This is a genomic window from Bacillus sp. LSHTCR4 (assembly GCF_057197025.1).
This window is the reverse complement of sequence record NZ_JBXUNO010000003.1, coordinates 270,750-289,453: the sequence shown is the minus strand read 5'-3', so window position 1 is coordinate 289,453 and position 18,704 is coordinate 270,750. Positions and strand designations below refer to the sequence as shown.

At 35.9% G+C, this 18,704-nt stretch carries 15 protein-coding genes; 6 read left to right on the top strand and 9 right to left on the bottom strand.

Annotated elements, in window-relative coordinates; all coding sequences use genetic code 11:
* The first annotated feature begins 67 nt into the window (after nt 1–67).
* Genes AC2CGR_RS21040 through AC2CGR_RS21030 form a run of 3 tightly spaced genes read left to right on the top strand, consistent with a single transcriptional unit; the run spans nt 68 to nt 3,510 of the window.
* The gene (locus AC2CGR_RS21040; protein ID WP_033692244.1) at nt 68–559 is read left to right on the top strand and encodes a zinc ribbon domain-containing protein; all 492 of its coding nucleotides are present in this window, start codon (nt 68–70) and stop codon (nt 557–559) included.
* Between the two features lie 5 nt (nt 560–564).
* On the top strand, nt 565–2,118 hold the full coding sequence (locus AC2CGR_RS21035; RefSeq protein WP_087968702.1) for a zinc ribbon domain-containing protein: 1,554 nt from the start codon (nt 565–567) through the stop codon (nt 2,116–2,118).
* A gap of 12 nt (nt 2,119–2,130) precedes the next feature.
* Nucleotides 2,131–3,510 (top strand): zinc ribbon domain-containing protein, encoded by a 1,380-nt coding sequence (locus AC2CGR_RS21030; protein WP_087968729.1) that lies wholly within the window; start codon nt 2,131–2,133, stop codon nt 3,508–3,510.
* Between the two features lie 40 nt (nt 3,511–3,550).
* Here AC2CGR_RS21030 and AC2CGR_RS21025 read toward each other — a convergent pair whose 3' ends face one another.
* Together AC2CGR_RS21025 and AC2CGR_RS21020 are read right to left on the bottom strand one after the other, a co-directional pair.
* The gene (locus AC2CGR_RS21025; protein WP_087968703.1) at nt 3,551–3,853 is read right to left on the bottom strand and encodes a DUF3910 family protein; all 303 of its coding nucleotides are present in this window, start codon (nt 3,851–3,853) and stop codon (nt 3,551–3,553) included.
* Nucleotides 3,854–3,932: 79 nt separating this feature from the next.
* Nucleotides 3,933–4,811: a cell wall-binding protein EntA gene (locus AC2CGR_RS21020; RefSeq protein WP_484481110.1), complete on the bottom strand. Its 879-nt coding sequence runs from the start codon at nt 4,809–4,811 to the stop codon at nt 3,933–3,935.
* 664 nt (nt 4,812–5,475) lie between these two features.
* On the opposite strand from AC2CGR_RS21020, the gene opuD reads away from it, so the two are divergent.
* A complete protein-coding gene (gene opuD / locus AC2CGR_RS21015) occupies nt 5,476–6,993 on the top strand; it encodes a glycine betaine transporter OpuD (RefSeq protein ID WP_087968705.1) in 1,518 nt (505 codons plus the stop codon).
* Nucleotides 6,994–7,551: 558 nt separating this feature from the next.
* Here opuD and AC2CGR_RS21010 read toward each other — a convergent pair.
* From AC2CGR_RS21010 to AC2CGR_RS20985, 6 genes are all read right to left on the bottom strand, one after another.
* Nucleotides 7,552–8,853, bottom strand: a complete 1,302-nt coding sequence (locus AC2CGR_RS21010) for a glycosyltransferase family 2 protein (protein WP_087968706.1) — start codon at nt 8,851–8,853, stop codon at nt 7,552–7,554.
* Entirely contained in the window at nt 8,850–9,605 is a 756-nt protein-coding gene (locus AC2CGR_RS21005) for a GGDEF domain-containing protein (protein WP_087968707.1), read from the bottom strand. Before AC2CGR_RS21005 ends, AC2CGR_RS21010 begins: the two co-directional genes overlap by 4 nt.
* A gap of 250 nt (nt 9,606–9,855) precedes the next feature.
* Nucleotides 9,856–11,067, bottom strand: coding sequence for a NupC/NupG family nucleoside CNT transporter (locus AC2CGR_RS21000; protein ID WP_001051011.1), 1,212 nt, complete (start codon nt 11,065–11,067; stop codon nt 9,856–9,858).
* Between the two features lie 345 nt (nt 11,068–11,412).
* Nucleotides 11,413–13,155, bottom strand: a complete 1,743-nt coding sequence (locus tag AC2CGR_RS20995) for a C40 family peptidase (protein WP_087968708.1) — start codon at nt 13,153–13,155, stop codon at nt 11,413–11,415.
* Nucleotides 13,156–13,365: 210 nt separating this feature from the next.
* On the bottom strand, nt 13,366–14,250 hold the full coding sequence (locus tag AC2CGR_RS20990; protein WP_205687613.1) for a D-amino-acid transaminase: 885 nt from the start codon (nt 14,248–14,250) through the stop codon (nt 13,366–13,368).
* Nucleotides 14,251–14,760: 510 nt separating this feature from the next.
* Nucleotides 14,761–16,689 (bottom strand): LTA synthase family protein, encoded by a 1,929-nt coding sequence (locus AC2CGR_RS20985; RefSeq protein ID WP_087968710.1) that lies wholly within the window; start codon nt 16,687–16,689, stop codon nt 14,761–14,763.
* Between the two features lie 546 nt (nt 16,690–17,235).
* On the opposite strand from AC2CGR_RS20985, the gene AC2CGR_RS20980 reads away from it, so the two are divergent.
* Nucleotides 17,236–17,601, top strand: coding sequence for a YkvA family protein (locus tag AC2CGR_RS20980; protein ID WP_000810368.1), 366 nt, complete (start codon nt 17,236–17,238; stop codon nt 17,599–17,601).
* A 50-nt stretch (nt 17,602–17,651) separates the two neighbouring features.
* Nucleotides 17,652–18,143, top strand: a complete 492-nt coding sequence (locus AC2CGR_RS20975) for a metal-binding protein (protein WP_001139082.1) — start codon at nt 17,652–17,654, stop codon at nt 18,141–18,143.
* 66 nt (nt 18,144–18,209) lie between these two features.
* Here the strand turns inward: AC2CGR_RS20975 and AC2CGR_RS20970 are convergent, their stop codons facing one another.
* Nucleotides 18,210–18,527 carry a magnetosome magnetite crystal formation protein family gene (locus AC2CGR_RS20970; protein ID WP_087968711.1) on the bottom strand — a complete coding sequence of 106 codons (318 nt, stop codon included), beginning with the start codon at nt 18,525–18,527 and terminating at the stop codon, nt 18,210–18,212.
* Nucleotides 18,528–18,704 lie beyond the last annotated feature (177 nt).

The window sequence follows — 18,704 nt, the reverse complement described above, 5'->3', positions numbered from 1 at the left end:
AAAATCATGGTAATATATAAAATGTTAATTTTATATATTACCATATTTTTATAGGGGGAGAATCAGTTTGTCAGATTTACAAACGAAGTTAGGCAGTGGAATGAATAAGTTACAAGAAGGAATTGAGCAAGGGAAGATGAAGCTACAAGTTGCACAAGAGATTGCTCAATTGAAAAAGGGAATGCAAGTGCAAATGCAGAAAAAGGCAGAGGTTCTATTAGAGGTTGGACAACAAGTATATGTTCAATTAAGAGGAAACGGAGTAAATGAAGAAAGTTTGAAAGAAATGATTGCTCCAGTTCAAGAATTTGATGTGGCTATTTATCAAGCGAGAAAACGCATTGTTGAATTGCAAAAACAACAAGGCGAGAAAGCTACATGTGAATGTGGTGGACCTTTATCGATGAATGATAAGTTTTGTGGTTCATGCGGAAATCCTAACCCAATGTTAGCGGTAGAAAATGACGGTGAAACGGCAAATTGTATTTCATGTGATGAGCATATCGATAAAAACTCTACTTACTGTCCGGTTTGTGGAATTAAGCAGAGTGGGGAGTGAATAAGATGTATTGTCGCACGTGCGGAAAGCAACATGGTGAAGAAGTAAATTATTGCCCCAATGAAGGTAGTATGGAGATTGCGGGAGCTACTGATGTAGTAACGTTAGAACAAGATACTGCGAAATATTGTAAAGGCTGTGGTAATGAAAATGCTCAGCAAAATTTATATTGTCAAAAGTGTGGGCACTCGTTATTTGTTGTGAATAAAAAAGAACAAACTGTAAAATTACCTGCGATGGATGGCGCTCCTAAAGTTGAATTTACAGCAGATAAGGCTGGGTTAAAAACAGGTGTTATTGGTGGAGCTGTTGCAAGTATTCTCATGTTAATTGCTGGATGGATTGGTAGTGTATTATTTGCATCTATGTTAAGTGAGATGTTTAGTACATTTGCGAAAGAGTTAGAAATGCTACCAAACTTTTATGCGAGCGCGACTGCTACGCTGCTAAGTTATCATTTACTTGGTTTTACAGCTAGTGCCGATAGTGGAATGGTATTATCTTTATCTTGGCATACTCCATTTACATTATTATTGATCATTCCATTTATTGTTTTCGCTGGAACAGGAATTTGGTTAGGAAAGCAGCGTGCTGCAAAAATGATTAAAGATCAAATTTTTATTGCAGCAACAGTTGGTATTATTTATGGCGTCTTTTTATTTATCATAAGTTTTATCGCATCACAATCTTTTGCAATTCCATTCTCAGATGCAGGTAAGATTACGGTTGGTTTTTCAGCATTTAAGAGCTTTTTGAGTGGTTTTGTATGCGGAACATTATTTACTTTAGTAGGATTTATTGCTCATACAAGCAAAAACAATATGGCAGCAGCATTCCAAGAATTAATGCCATATGGAGCATCTATTTATTATGGAATTTCATCTATGATAAAAGGGTTTTTAGCGACAGCGGTAGTAATGTGCATTTTAGCTGTAGCGTTAGTAAGTAACATAGATAGTGCTTCACCATTACAAGAAGCGAAAGAATCTAAAAAAACACAAGCTGTATTATTAGCGCTAGAATTAACACCTCAAGCATGGAGCATGGCTCATTTTTCTCCGTTAGAAGTGTCAAGTCCAGCATTGGATCATGAATTGAAAAAATTTACTAAGAAAGCATCTGATAACAAATTAGCATTCTCATTCGTGTCAGGTATTTCTGTAAATGGTATCGGAATGAAGGATGTCATAATTGCACAAGGTGGATATCCAGAGGATCTTGCTGAAGTAGAAGAAGTCAATGGTGCATTCCATTATGGCTTATTACTACTTATCATTCCAGCATTCTTTATGTTCATGGCTGGGAGGAAATTAGCGAAATTACCAACTGCGAATATGTATATCACACTAGCGGTATGTAGTGGTTCTTACACGATTATGATGATTGTAATGAACATCATTTCTAAGTTCCAAATTGATGTATCTGGAAATATAAAGAACTTCTTTGGAGCGGGCGGTACTGTATTATCTATGCAAAATTCATTTGTATATTTAACTATGTTTAGTTTTATTGTGACATATGTGGCGGCGTTTGCTGGAATGAAATTAGCTAAAAAATAGGGGGAGAGCATGTTGAAGTTTTGTGGAACATGTAAAAAGAACGTTGCAGACCATTTGAACTTTTGTCCTGAATGCGGAAGCAAAGTTGAAGTAATTGTCGATAAAACTGTTGCTTCATACACAGAAGTACAAAATGAGATAAAACCAGCGAAAAGTAAGAAAAATTTATTTTTAATCATCGGTTTCCTCATCATTGCGGCTGTATTATTTGGAGCATATAAATTTGGAGCATATAAGTTTTCAAAAGAAAAACAAGTAAATGTGATGATTGAAGCATTCCAAAAGAAAGATATCAATGCAATTGATGAAATTGTGAAAGCAGATGATCCAAGTTTAAAGATTAAGACAGAAGATATTAAGGCGTACATGCGTTATTTAAAAGAGAATCCTTCGTATAACAAAGAATTATTGGCTTATTTACAGAAACAGACAATAGATCAAAAGTTAACAAAAGATAAGGCATCTTTTAAAGATGGACAAATTGTAGAAGAAGGAAAAGAGTGGTTTTTATATCCGAAGTATAAGTTTAGCATGAAATCTTATTACATGAGCGTTAGTACAACTGCAAAAAATGCTGAAATATATGTGAATGATAAAAAAGAAACTGAACTTTCTAGTGGTAAAACTTCGAAAGAATTAGGACCATACTTCCCAGGTACGTATGTTGTAAAGGCAACGGCGAAGACTGAACTTACTGAATTAGAAACAGAAGAAGAAGTAGATTTAGCAGATGAACAGAGCGGGAAAGTAGAAGTGGATTTATCACTTGAAGGAAAGTATGTAACAATTTCTTCTGATGAAAATGATGCAACTGTATATGTGAACGGTAAAAAACGAGGGAAATTAAATTATGGAAGTTATAATCTAGGTCCTGTATCCACAGACGAAACAGTGGAAGTACACTTAGAGAAAACGACTGATTTTGGTGTGATGAAATCTGAAAGTATTAAAATTGGAGACCAAAGCACGTATTATTTAAAGTTCCCGAAAGAAACATCAAGTTCGGCTGTTGGTGAATTTGTACGAAATCATCTTTATGATAATGTACGTGCCATTTCATTAAATGATTTTAGTCTAATTGAAAATAACTATGATAAGAGCGGAAAATCGTATAAAGAAGACCGTGACTACTTGCAATATCTACACAAAAAAGGAATTACAGAAGATTTATTAACAATGGAAGTTCGCAATGTAGAGCGTCAAAGTGAAACGAAATATAAAGTAACGACATATGAAGAGTATCATATTCGTTACGGTGATGGATCTGTGAAGTTCAAAAGCTTTAATAATGACCATATCGTTACTGTGAATGGAAATGGAAAGATGTTGTACCATTCTCTTGGAGCGAATAATACGTTGAAATCAGAGGATGTATCTGGTCCAACTCGTTAATGAAAAAGACTATCTCATGATTGAGATAGTCTTTTTTCGATTAGAAGCGCGTTTCCTTTAATATCGCTTGTACATACGGATCATGTAATATTTGCTCTATAATTGGTAACATGTTTTGTTCGAATGGAATGTTGATAGGAAATGGCTTTTGAGAGCCTGGTTTTATTCCATATTGTACAATTTTGTAATGTGTATTGTTTTCAGAGTTGAGCACAATTAACTTATAGCGATTATCATCACCAGCGAGTGAAAAATCAATAGAAGTAGCGTTATATGTTACTTCATCTTTATATATGTACGGTTTTGGCGTACCGATCCAGTCTACTTTTGCTTGTACATTCATGGGCGTAGCCTCCTTATAGCTATTATAAAAAAATAAAAGCCAGCTCTCAACAAAGAGAACTGGCTTTAGCAGTCATTGGTTATTTTAAAATTTTCAATTTAACAGTTTTGCGTCCCCATTTTTGAGCAGCGCTATCTGATCCAAGTAGGATGTCGATACGGTTACCTTTAATTGCACCACCAGTATCTCCAGCGATAGCTTCTCCGTAACCTTCTACCCATACTTTAGATCCTAATGGGATTACTTTCGGGTCAACAGCGATCATTTTCATGTTTGGGTTCGCTGTTAAGTCATGACCCATTGCAGTTAATACACGGCCGCCATATGTGCCACCGTTTTCGCTCGGGTGAGCTGTATATGCTGTAGCTACAACTGTTAACTCACGACCACCAGAAGGTGTGCTAGTTTCAGCAGCTTTCACAGCAGGCTTAGCAGCTTGTTTTGCTTGCGCTGCAGTTGCTTGAGCCTTAGCTGGTGCTTCAGCTTTAGCAGGAGCAGTTGTTTCTTGTTTCTCAATTACAGGTGCTGTACCTGTTAAGAAAGGAACATGAACATAAGCTGTTTTCCCGTTATATTCAAATTGTAACCACTCATTTTGTACTTGGTTCGTTGTTTCGATTACATCGTCTTTCTTCAACTTTCCAAGAACCTCTGAGTTTGTGTTCGCTTCAGCACGTACGTTTAATACGTTAGCTGTTACGTAGTAGATGCTTTTTGTGAACTCTGCACTTACGAATGCGTCTTTACCATCTAAAGTGATTTTTGACCATCCGTTCTCTGTATTTTGAACATCTATTTTATTACCGTTTAGTAATTTACCGACAACTTTTGATTCAGTAGTAGGGTTTTCGCGTACATTTAGTACGTCTGTTGTTACAACAGTTTCTGCATTAGCAGATGATGTGAAAATCCCAAGACCAAAAACTGCTGCTGTTGCTATTCCAATTAATTTTTTCATGATAGCCTCCATTGCGTTTGTTTTCGTGTCCTCATTATAGCAACAGATTTTTTCGGATTTGGGGAAAACACACAATTACAAACCATTCGTAATAAGTCGTTAACATCCTGTAATATAACAAAAAATATAGGAAAGCGTTTTTCATTCTATATAATTAGTAGGTTTCTACTTATATTCAAAATATTTAATACAACGTATTGTTTTCGGCGTAAATAAAAATATTACAGGAGTGTTACATAATATTTACTAAACGATTACATTCCTTGAGTATTTTACCGTTTTATGGGTAATATAGTTATATAAACATAAACATTTCGTTTGTGAAACTATAAACACGTGCTATATACTAGCAAAAAAACCGCATAATTGTTACAAAAAGAAAGGGTTGAAAGGAAGAAAAATGCCCTTTTTTACATCTGTAACACATCCTTTTTTGGGAAAATACATTCCCATCCGCATTTTTCTCACACAATTTGACAGCAGTATTTCGATCTTATAGCTCTTGCAGAGTGAAAAGGTTATACGGAAGGTAAGGCTGTCCATAAGAATTCGAATTGGTGAAGGTGAAAGTAAGAAAATCACCGTAAAATTATAGTTTTCTATCCGATTTTACATATCGGAATTTATGTTATTTACAAAAGTGAAACCTACGAAGGGGGATTTGATGAGGAAACTGACAAAAACATTCATCGTATCATTAACATTATGTATTGCATTTACACTTTGGGGGATTATTCCCGAATCTATTATTGGAAAAGGTAGCTTAGGAAATGTAACAACCGCAATTCAAACGGCATTAGTTAGTAAGTTTGGATGGTTTTATATTATTTCTGTTTCTATTATTTTAGGTGTGTCTATCTTTTTAATTGTGTCGAAATACGGTTCTATTCGTTTAGGCAAAGATGATGACGAACCTGATTATAGTTATATGACATGGTTTGCTATGCTATTTAGCGCAGGTATGGGTATCGGTTTAGTTTTCTGGGGCGTTGCCGAACCATTAAACCATTTATACGCACCTCCGTTTGGAGAAGGTGCAACTGAGGAAAGTGCGCGTCTTGCACTGCGTTTTTCATTTTTCCATTGGGGATTACATCCGTGGGGACTATATGCATTTGTAGCGCTGTGTATTGCTTACTTTACTTTTAGAAAAGGAAAAGCAAGTACAATTAGTGCGACAGTAGGACCGTTATTTAAGGGCGGGGACCATGGGCGTATTGCTCATTCATTTGATGTGTTAGCTGTTTTCGCGACAGTGTTTGGTGTGGCAACATCATTAGGTCTTGGTGCAAAACAAATTGCCGGTGGTGTTAGTTATTTAACATCTATCCCGAATTCATTAACGACTCAGTTAGTTATTATTGCAATCGTAACAGTGTTATTTATGTTATCTGCACAAACAGGTCTTGATAAAGGAATTAAATATTTAAGTAATACGAACATTATTTTTGCGTTTGCACTTATGATAATTGTATTGTTTGCAGGTCCAACAAACTTTATTATGAATTACTTCACTTCGACAATCGGTTCTTATATTCAGGAATTGCCAAGCATGAGTTTCCGTTTAAGTCCATTAGATGAAGGCGGAAACCAATGGATTCAATCGTGGACAATTTTCTATTGGGCATGGTGGATTGCATGGTCACCATTCGTAGGTACATTTATTGCTCGTGTTTCACGAGGACGTACCATTCGTGAGTTTGTTATCGGTGTGTTACTCGTACCGACCGTAATTGGTGCACTTTGGTTCTCTGTTTTCGGCGGGACAGGTATTCATATGGAGCTGTTTGGTGATGCACATATCTTTGAAAAAGTGAAAGAGATGGGAACAGAAGTAGGATTATTCGCTATGTTTGACCAGATGGGAAGCTTTGGATCAGCCTTATCGGTTCTAGCTATTCTTCTTATTTCTACATTCTTTATTACATCTGCAGATTCAGCGACATTCGTTTTAGGGATGTTAACGACACATGGTAGTTTAAATCCGCCAAACCGCATTAAAATGATCTGGGGTATCGTTTTAGCTGCTCTAGCTTCTATCTTATTATATGTAGGTGGATTAGAAGCCTTACAAACGGCAGCTATCATTGCAGCATTCCCGTTCGTCTTCGTTATTTTCTTTATGATGGCAGCATTATTTAAAGAGTTACAAAAAGAAGGGCGTATGAAGCGTCATAAATAATAGAAGGAAAAAGAGCTGATTATGTATCAGCTCTTTTTTATATAGAAGGAATTTGAACTGCAAGTAAGGGGAATAAAATACTATATTAGTAGTATGCCTTTTATACGGAGAAAAATCGATACATTTCGACAATGTTCGATATATTGCGGATTCTATTCATATTTTTGACAAAAAATTGTCGGAAATGTGTTGTCACGTTTATATATATGTGCTATATTATTTCCTGTAAGCGATTTCAAATAGTTTTAAAGCGCATTCAAGGGGGACATCTAGAATAATGAAACGTTACGAAAGAAAGTGGAAGCATATTTGTTTGAAACGTGTGGCACATCGTAGTGTCCAAGAAAGCACGGAACCTAAGACTGAAACGCGCAAAGAGCAGCAAGAGAAGCAATTGGTTCTACAAAAATAGCAATCACTTTTTCGTATATAAATGAAGGTCGATCGTTCGTTGGGGGATGGACGTGAAATTACTTTCAGCTAAGGGGTATTGTCTGATATATAATTTATACGGCAATAAATAAGCACAGAGCATACGGCGCTCTGTGCTTATTTTTATTATTTCTCTTTTTTGAATCGAACGGTTTTATCCCAGCCAATGACTTGCTTCTTGCTCTTTGCACGTAAGTATAAAATTAAGCTACGAATGAATAAGTACGTAAAGAGCTGTGCGTACGTAAAGTACATGATAACACTAATAAAAATGTTAGTTGGTGTAAAGGTTCGCTCCACACTCTGGGCACTAAATAATTGAGAAACATATGTAATATATGCGACATACCACATAAATAGTAGCGGAATGCTATATTGAATTTGGAATATCCCGAGTAACCCAATTACAAACCAAACGTTCGAAATGATTAAGAATAACCAAAATACAACATACACTAAAACTTGTTGTAAAGAATGGACGAGAAGTTTTCCTTTAAAGAAACTTAATGAAGAAAACATTTTTTCTAAAATGTACAAGTTCCCTTGGAGCCAACGTGTACGCTGCTTAATAAGGATTTTTAAATGCTCAGGTTCTTGTTCCCATGTAATCGATTCTGGAACGATTGGCAGGAGATAGCCTTTTTGTGTAATTCGTAATGTTAATTCAGCGTCTTCTGCAATTGCATAAGGGTCATAGCCGCCAAGCTCTTCTAATGCAGCGCGGCGAAGAAGCATGTTTGTTCCTGTTAGTGAACCTGTTTGGAATAGTAACCAGCGTCCTGATTGCATAAGGAGCTGGAAGATTTGAAATTCTAACGAAATCATTCGTGTTAGCCAGTTTCTTTTTTCATTTACAGTACGAACATGTCCAACAGCTCCAACAGCATCTTCGGTTGTTTCAGCGTGTTCTACAAGCATTTGCAGTGCATGTGGTTCAGGCTGGTTATCTGCATCATAAACACAGAAGTATTCACCGTCTGAAATACTAAGGCCATAGTTTAATACACGTGATTTTCCTTTTGGTTCACCAGGTGGAACGCGAATGTGACGAATATGAGCATAAGCTTTGTCAAAATCGTCACCAATTTCAGGTGTCTCATCTTGCGAGTTATCGTTCAATAAATAAACAGTTAGTTTGCCTGGATATTCAATCTTTGCCATCGCCTCTAAAGTATCTTTAATAACGACTCCTTCATTGTGAGCTGGTATTAAAATATCGACGCTTGGGTAATGTTCTAGCGTACGATCTTTTCGTTTCCTATTTCGGTGAACTAGACCAGCGAGTGTTAAGAAAGAATAGTAAACAAGTAAGCCAGAGAAAAGAAAGGCTGTAAAAATAAGTACATACTTAATCGAAAATGTGATGCTGATCCAAAAAACGAGTACGCAAAATAGAAGGAATAAAAGAAGTATAACGAGTGTCATCATAGTAACGTCTGTCCTTTGTTCCCAATTTGCTCGCGTGAAATTTTTATATCTTGGATTGCTTCAGCAGCAAGCCATTGCTCCATTTTTGGCTTTAGGCGGTTCATTACAATGTCAGCACCGACTTCATTTGTATTTTGTAATAAAATGACGAGCGTATTATTATCATATTTAGCAACAAGGTCAAAGTCAGCTCTTACCGTTCCAACTAATAATGAAGCTACGCGATCCATAACACTTTCCTTCGTATATTTACTAAAGGAAGTGAAGTCAAAATACATAATAATGCCTGTTTCATTACGACGATTCATTGCATTGATTAATAATGCTTGTCGTCTTTCGAATTCTTGTCTTGTTAATAATTTCGATTCTCCAATGTATTGTTCTAACGTTCTCACACGTTCGGTTAATTTTTTATTTTCATGAATAACCTTTTTTAATAGATGAGTGGAGATATATACGATGAAGAAGTTTGCTGCCATTAGGAAATGGGTCATAATGTATTGCCATTGTTCTGATGTACTCCATAAGTAAAGCCATGCTTGGTAGAACAGGTAGAATACCGAAATAATGGTTCCTAATATGAAGAAAACGAATGCAGTTTTATCAGCCAAAAATAGAAATAGTACATTAACAATTACATATATAATTGTAAAAATGAGAGCATGCTCATATTGTGTTACATGTACAGTTGTAAAATAAAATAAAATTTGTAAAATCCACATAGAGAGGACTTTATAGTAATTATCTTTCACAAAACGTTCCTCCTTAAAGGTAATTCATGCAAGGATACTTGTAGTATGCGCAATTATTAAGAAATAGACCGGATGACTAGGTTATTTTGTAGAGCAACAATAAGTAGTATCTCTCTTTTGCAAGAAAAAATAAACAGGTTATTAATTATTGTATCATAATGTTTTTATATTTCGGCATAAAGTATTTAATATATACTGAGAAAATATAATAAAAAGCCCCCTCTTTAGAAAGAGAGGACTTTGCTTTAGTTTATAGGAACATCATACCTGCAACTGCTGCATTTAAGAAGTTCGCTAGTGTACCAGCGATAACTGCTTTAATCCCTAATTGTGCAATTTGTTGACGGCGAGTAGGAGCTAATGTTCCTGTTACACCTAATTGAATTGCGATAGAAGAGAAGTTTGCGAATCCGCAGATTGCGAATGTTAAAATGAGATTTGTTTTGTCAGAGAACTCTGCCATGTGTGGTCCTAAGTTTGCGTATGCAACGAATTCGTTGATTGCAAGTTTTTGACCGATAAAGCTTGCCGCTTGTACAGCTTCACCAGGAGAAACCCCGATTAAGATTGCAAATGGTGATAGTAAGTAACCGAAGATTAAATCAAGGCTAAGTTTAATATCGAACCAAGAGCCAACCCATCCTAATAAGCCATTTAATAAAGCGATTAATGCGATGAAAGCCATTAACATTGCTGCTACGTTAATAACAAGTTGTATACCTTCAGATGCACCACGTGCCGCTGCGTCAATAACGTTTGCGTCTTCACGTTCTGTAGAAAGTTCAACGTTGTTATCTACTTTTTCCGTTTCTGGCATAATTAGTTTCGCAATTAATAAACTTGATGGAGCTGCCATAATTGCTGCTGCTAATAAGTGTTCTAACGGAATACCCATTGCTGCATAGCCGACAAGAACTGATCCAGCAACAGCTGTCATACCGCTTACCATAATAGCGAAGAATTCACTATTTGTTAAACGTGCCAAGTAAGGTTTGATTAAGATTGGAGCTTCAGTTTGGCCTAAAAATACAGTTGTCACTGAGTTTAAACTTTCTGCTTTAGAAGTTCCAAGAAGTTTACTTAACCCGCCACCAATGATACTAACAAATTTCTGCATAATACCGAAATGATATAAGATTGCTACTAATGAACTAATAAATACGATTGGAAGTAGTGCTTGAATAACGAAGATAAATCCCCAAGGTCCTTTTGCGTTGACTAAATCCCCAGCAACGAACTTAATTCCCTCGTAAGAAAAATTAATTAATCCTTGAACGCCATCTGCAGCGTGTTTTAAACCTGCTTTTCCGGCATCCCAGCGTAATACGATAAATGAAAATGACATTTGTAATGCTAGCGCGATTAAAATTGTGCGCCAATTAATAGCTTTGCGGTTGGAAGATAATAAGAAAGCAATTGCTAATACTCCAATCACGCCGCCAATTCCCCATAAAAGATTCATGCAGTGTATGCTCCTTCCTCATAGTAAAAAAATGTATAAAACAGTTGTCTATACTTCTGCAAATATAACATCTTAAGTAACTTATCATAATGGACATCGGAGGTCAAACGTCTAACGAAAAGTTTAAATAAAAAGAAAATTCTTTGAAAAAACACATATAAAATGAATAGGCATGAAATAGGTTATGTTTTTTATGTGAAATTATACATTGTGATAACGTTATGGATCATTATTGTAGAATATAGTGTATGAAATAGGGAAATAGATACATTATTTTTTGGAGGATATAGGTGAAACATAATAAAAAAAGCCTTCTAGTAATCTAGAAGGCTTTGAAGCTATTAATTAAGGTGCTTTCGTGTATCCTAAGAAATGGCTCTTCCAATAAGAGTTACTTAACGAAGCGATTGCTACACCGTTATCTCCAGCTTGGATAAATGATCCGCCTCCAAGGTAAATACCCATGTGAGAAGGGCCCGATTTATAAGTGTTTTGGAAATAAATTAAGTCGCCTGGTTGTGGATTTGAAGTTTGTGGTAGGCTACCCCAATATCCCGCAACACTTTGACGGCTAATGTTATGACCAAATTTCTTAAATACGTGGTAGATGTAGCCACTGCAATCCACACCGTTAGCAGAAGTTCCGCCCCAAACGTACGGTACGCCTTGCATTGATTTTGCATATGCAAGTATAGAAGAACTGTCACCGCTATTATTGCCCGTATTATTGTTGTTATTATTTTGATTGTTATTTTGGTTGTTGTTAGGCTTATTATCTACTGCGCCACCAACTGGTGTTTTAGAAAGGTAACGTGTTCCGATATAACCAGTTTGACCGTTGTAGTTAATTTTGCTCCATCCAGAGTTTTCAGAGATTACTTGAACCTTCTGTCCTTGTGGAAGTGCGCCTATGATTCTATAATTTGTACCTTCACCACTACGTACATTTAAAGCAGAAGCATTAATGTAGTAGTCACCAATTGCACCTTGATTAGGTTTTTCAGGTTGTTTTGGTTGCTCAGGAGTAGTAGTGCCACCTTTAACAAATTTCGTGAATTCGCTACTAACGTATCCTGTTTTTCCTTGATAGTTAACTTTAAACCAGCTACCTTCAGAGCCAATTACGTTTAATGTCGTACCGTTTAATACGCCACCAATTACGCTATGGTAAGTAGCAGGGCCTGTGCGAACGCGTAGAGATGTTGCGTTAACAACGTAAGTACCACCAGTTTGAACAGTTACATTATTGTTTTGATTATTATTTTGGTTGTTTCCTTGTGTAGCGTTATCGCTAGAACCGCCTTTTGTTACGTAGTCTTTGCTTACGTAAGCTGTTTGGCCTGCATAATTGATTTTGAACCAATCTTGAACTTCGCCAACAACTTGTACTACTTGTCCTTTTGTAACAGAACCTACAGTTGTGTGGGAAGTGCTAGGGCCTGTACGAACACGAAGGGAAGATACATTTACTGTATAGTTTCCGCTTGCTGGTTTTACAGATTCTTGATTGTTATTATTCGTATTGTTGTTTGAAGAACCTGCATTAGAAGAAACACCAGATACGAATTCGCCACTTACATAGCCAATTTGTCCATTATGGTTGATTTTCACCCAACCATTTTCTTGACCAATTACGTTTAATGTTTGTCCTTCATATACACGTCCTGAAACAGAACTAGAAGTGTTAGGAGCAGTACGTACACGTAATACATCAGCAGTAACTTTATTTTTTCCACCTGTTGTACTTACATTGGAATTACTTGCACCATTTTTTGATACAAATTCGCCACTAACAAAGCCTGTTTTTCCATTAATGTTAATTTTGTACCAACCATTTTCTTCGCCAATCACGTTTAGTGATTGACCGTTATAAACGCGCGAGATGATGTCGTGAGAAGTACTTGATCCTGCACGAACATGTAAGACGTCAGCGTTAACCTTATAAGATGAGCTGTTTGATGCAGAAGCTTGGACAGTTGTAGCAGCTTTTTGTGTATTTTGTTCAGGGGCAGCTTGAACGCTATCAAGTGTAGGTGCTGCTCCTCCTGCTACAGACACTGCCGCAAGACCGGCAAGGTATTTTTTCATAATTTGTCGATTCCTTTCTGTCTGTAATGTAGTGAAGAAATATTTACCAACTGTTAAAAATTCTAAAGAGCATGTCGATTACTGTCAAGACTTATGCGGGAATCTGAATATGACAAAAAGATTACAAGAAAAAATCAAGGCATAAATCTATACCTTGATTTCCATTTAAATACATATGTTGAATGTAGAAAGGATAGAAATTATTCGTTTTTAAGAAGATGACATATTGGATTGTAACAAACTTTTAGAAAATGATCGTTGCAGCATTTTAGTGATAGGGCCAACTTGACCATCTTGGATTGCGGTTCCATCAAGATGAGTCATCGGCAAAATTTCAATTGTGGTTCCTGTAAAAAAGCATTCATCCGCTTGATAAACATCACGAACGCTGAAAAGCTCTTCTTGTACTGGAATACGAAGGGTTTTCGCTAAAGAAAGGACATATTGACGAATAATGCCATTTAAAATAAGGTGATTAGCTGGATGTGTGTAAAGAGTTCCGTTTTTAATTAGAAAGAAGTTAGAACAGCTGCCCTCAGTTACAGTACCATTTCGAACGAAAAGAGCCTCTTTACAACCTTTTCGTTCCGCTTTCGTAGCAGCTAATATATTTGGTAATAAATTTAATGATTTAATATCACAGCGTAGCCAGCGCGTATCCGGTTCTGATATGGCACGTACACCATATTCAATCCATAACGCTGGTCTTTCTTTCTTTGTAATGTAGGCATAGATTGTCGGAGGGACGTCATATGAGAACGTATGGGTACGAGCTTGTACACCACGAGATACTTGCAAATAAATCGTTCCATCTTCGTGGAAATTATTATTTTCGATTAGTTTATAAAGTAGGGTAATCAGTTCTGCTTTTGAGAAAGGGAGTGTTAATTCTATTTCTTCCATGGAGCGATATAATCTTGTGATATGCGGATCTAATAAGTGAAAGTTCCCTTTGTATAGACGAATAACCTCGTAGACACCATCTCCAAACTGCAAGCCTCTTTCTTCAAGTTCTATGTACGTTTTTTGTTTCGTTGTATCAATAACTGCATCATTCCAAAGTACAAATCTTTCATATGCCAATTTTCGTCCCATCCTTTCGTAAGTGCATAAGTAAAGTGAAACTGTAATTCATTCGGAATAAAAATCACTATAGTAATTTTTATGTGAGTAACTCTTTACATATGACGTATATGTATTGGTAAATGGTAGAGAAGTAGTGGTGATTTATAGCATTTTGTATATACAAATTCGAAAATAAGAAATAAGAATCCTGCTTTTAAATAAAAAAAAGCAACATTCTTATGGAATGCTGCACAAGGAGGGTAGCTATCTTTCATAGGGACATCGTCTTATTGAATGTTTTGTGTATGGAAACAAAACATATTGAAAGACAATTATAAGAAAGTAGAAATAAACGATTCACATATTTCTTTAAGGGATCTTATTACAGATGAGAGATAAGAAATATATAGAACCTCGTTTACATATTTTATTATAGAGATACTTCATTAATTTTATGTGAATATTTGGTAAAGGTTATGTAATGTTAAAGTTAATGAATATAAGTAATTGTATGGAGAAATATAAAAAAAGAGGCTGAGATTACTCAGCGCTCTTCTTTTCTTCTTTAATAGCTGTCTTTACTTCACCAGTTTTGATCTTGTTACTTTCAGAGAAGCGAAGTAAGTCACCTTCAATGATTTTGTCAGACATGTTCAATTCATTTTGGGCACGATCAATAAGTGGTTGAGATTCTTCTTTTGGTAGTTGTACAACTTCACCAGTAGTACGGTCGTAGAATGTACTGTTCGTGTACATGTACTTATCTGTAACGAAGCTACCATCACGAAGAACAACGAATCCTTTATTATCAGGTGAGAATACGTCATGACCGAATCGAACGTCATTCGTAGAGTCTACACCAAGTAAGTTTAGAATAGTTGGTTTAATGTCAATTTCACCAGTTGGTTTTGAAATTGTTTTACCTTCTTTTTGACCTGGAACGTGAATAAACATCGGTGTTTTTTGTAAGTTCATATGGTCAAATGCAGTAATTTCTTCTTTTCCTAAGAACTGTGCCATTGCACGGTTATGGTTTTCAGAAATACCGTAGTGGTCACCGTAGAATACGATAACTGAGTTGTCATAAATACCTTCTGCTTTTAGACGTTCAATAAAGTGTTTCATTGCTTCGTCTAAGTAGCGAGCTGTTACCATGTAACGGTCAAATACGCCATCACCAGAATTGTATTCATCAATTAATTTTGTATTGTCATCATAAGTGAATGGGTAGTGGTTTGTTAAAGTAAGGAAGCGAGTATAGAACGGTTGCTTCACTTGTTTTAACATATCGACTGACTGATCAAAGTATTCGATATCTTTTAATCCCCAGTTTAATTTCGTTTCTGGCGTAATCTTGTAGTCAAGCTCGTTGTAGTAACGATCATAACCAAGTGCTGGATACATAATGTTACGGTTCCAGAATGTTGCGTTGTTTGCGTGGAATACTGCAGTGTAGTATCCTTGCTGACGTAAAATTTCTGGAGTTGCTGTGTATTCGTTGTTACCGTGTGTGAAGAATACAGCACCACGGTCTAGTGGATACATTGAAGTATCTACTAAGAATTCAGCATCAGATGTTTTTCCTTGCCCAGTTTGATGGAAGAAGTTATCAAAGTAATAACTTTCTTTCGTAAATTGGTTTAAGAACGGTGTAACTTCTTGTCCGTTAACTGTTGCACCGATTAAGAATGTTTGTAATGACTCAAGAGAGACAACAATTACGTTCTTCCCTTTTGCAGTACCAAACATATTTGGATCTGGTTTGCTTTGCGTTGTTTTTACGTAGTTCTCTGTTTCCTGTAACTTACTACCGTCAGCAAATGCTTTTTGTGAACTTGATTTTGCTTGTAAGCCAAGATCATACACTTGATGTACATATAAACCTAAGTTTTTAACAAGCATCACGCGGTCGAATGAACGTGTTAATAGTTCTGGACGCTCAGCTTCTGCCAGTCCTAAGTTTGCGAAGAAAATAGCAATTGTTGACACGAAGTATAGGGAACGCATTGGGCGTGCTACACGTTCTGTCGGTGCAAAATTCTTCATCTTCTTCAATAAAATGAAGAATACGATAATATCAGCAAATGCAAGGATAATTTTGTAGTTAAACAATTCTTTTACACTAGAACCTAAACTTCCGAAGTTAGATGTTTGTCCTAGTACTGGTAAAGTAACGAAGTCATTGTAGAATCCGTAGAACATTACGTTACCAACAAGAACGATTGTTAAAACAAAACTAATTCCAAGTGCTATATAGTTACGTTTTTTCCCTTTTGCAAATAATGCAAGACCAACAAGCAGTAATGATGCTGCTAATGGGCTAAGGAATAAAATGAATTCTTGCATGAAAGATTCAAGTTTTAAATCAAAGCTTGTGCGTGTAATAAGATATGTCTTCAACCATAAGGCTAAAGCTACGAATACAGTGAAACGCACATTTTGAAATTGTGATTTCAAGGTTTCTTTCATTCATTTCCACCCTTTCTCTATCAGGCTTGGTCGATTTTGGAGCGAAAAATGCTAAAATAAAAAATACATAGTTTTCTTGGCCATAATTAGAGGTTCTATATTCACCCATATACGACTATAACTATGCATACCCTTTTAGTTTCTTGTGTTGCTCATAAGCATAACGTCATTTCTGTATTATACAACAAAATTCATTTCTGAGAAACACTATAACATTTTACATTTTTTGTATGATATTTGTCACTACCAGAGAAAACTTTAACATTCGTTTATATGTCCGTCAACTAGAAAATATAACAAAGGTAGAGCAGAATGTTAAGTGAAAGTGAAAATTTTCTTTGTTGAGAAATAAGAAATGACAATGGGTAAGTGGTTATCTAGAAACCTATTATATGAAGGGAAGTATGTGAAAATTAACGAACACTTGTTCTTTTTTAGTTTGTTTGTTACAATGAAAGTTCATTGATAGATTATGTGTAATTTTGATGAACTTTTACTGAAAACATATTGTAGCTTATTTCTTTTAAAAAATAGGGAGGCTTTTACATGAAACAAAAATTTTCAGTTGAAGCATTTTGGAAGAAAGTAAAACATGTCGCAAAGCAAGCAGGGCAGTCGGTCATTTATGCAAGTTTATTATTGTTTTACGTTTTGCAGAAACCAGATGTTCCAAAACGAGTGAAAATTATTGTAATTGGAGCACTTGCTTATTTTATTGCACCGATTGATGCGATTCCAGATTTCGTTGCTGGAATTGGGTATACGGATGATTTAGGGGCGTTAATGGCTGCGCTATTACAAGCGTCGTTATACGTCAATGATGATGTGAAAGATAAGGCACGAGTGAAGTTGACAGAATGGTTTGGTTCGGATATAGACACATCCTTTATCGATCAAAAATTAGATCAATAGGTGAGAACTGTCACATGGTGACAGGGCGAACGTAAGCGAGGAAGTGCATTATGCCGTCAGGAAGAACGCATACGAAAATAAACTTAATATCCCTTCCGGTTGTTTTGTTTATGCTCTTTTCGTATGGATTAACAAATTTTGATTTTTTATTAACTTTTGCAATTGGCTTTTTAGTAGGTACTACATTTTTAACACCGGATTTAGATACGTATAGTAATGCGTATAATAAATGGGGATTCCTGCGCATATTTTGGTATCCGTATAAGAAGGTGATGCCGCATCGCTCCTTCTTTACACACACAATTATACTTGGTGATGTGATTCGTATTGCATACATGTTAATTGTGTTTTCTCCGTTTTTATTCCTATTAAATGTAATCGCACTTGACGGGAATTTAATAGAAATTGCGAAGAAACATGAGGTTGAAATTGTAACGTTCGTAATGGGAATTGTTGTTGCAAGCACGCTTCACATTATAGCGGATAAAGTGAATACGCGCCGCAAGAAAATGATGAGAAAAAAGAAGAAACGCAGAAGATAAAAAACCGTCCCAAAATACCTTTTGGGACGGTTTTTCTTTTTAATCAAACGTTTGTTTAAAAAGAGATTAAGCTTTCAGTACTTTAATACCTTTCACGATGTTCCAAATGAAGTAGTACAAGCTAATGATTCCGCAAATACATAAGACAATTATTGTACCGATGCCCAGTGTTACATCCGGTTGATCAGATCCAAGACCCATAATTCCTAAAATAGTTACGCCAACGAATGTAGCGATACTTGGGATAATGTGTGTCCATAGAGCACGTTTTGCATGTGGTTTCGTTTCCGCATCGCCCACAATCCACACAATAATAGGGAATAAGATAGGGGCAAATAATACACTAAAGTATGATAAAGCTGCTAATATTTTGTTTCCATTCATATATATCACCTCATAAATAATGTCCGTTGTTATACTATTATTATGCAATAGTTTTGGCAAGCTTACTATCGATGAACATTACAGGAACATGACGATTTTGTAAGATTTTTATATTAAATGATAAAATTTTCAAAAAAATCTTTTTTAATGGAAATTGTTATGGTACAGTATAAATGA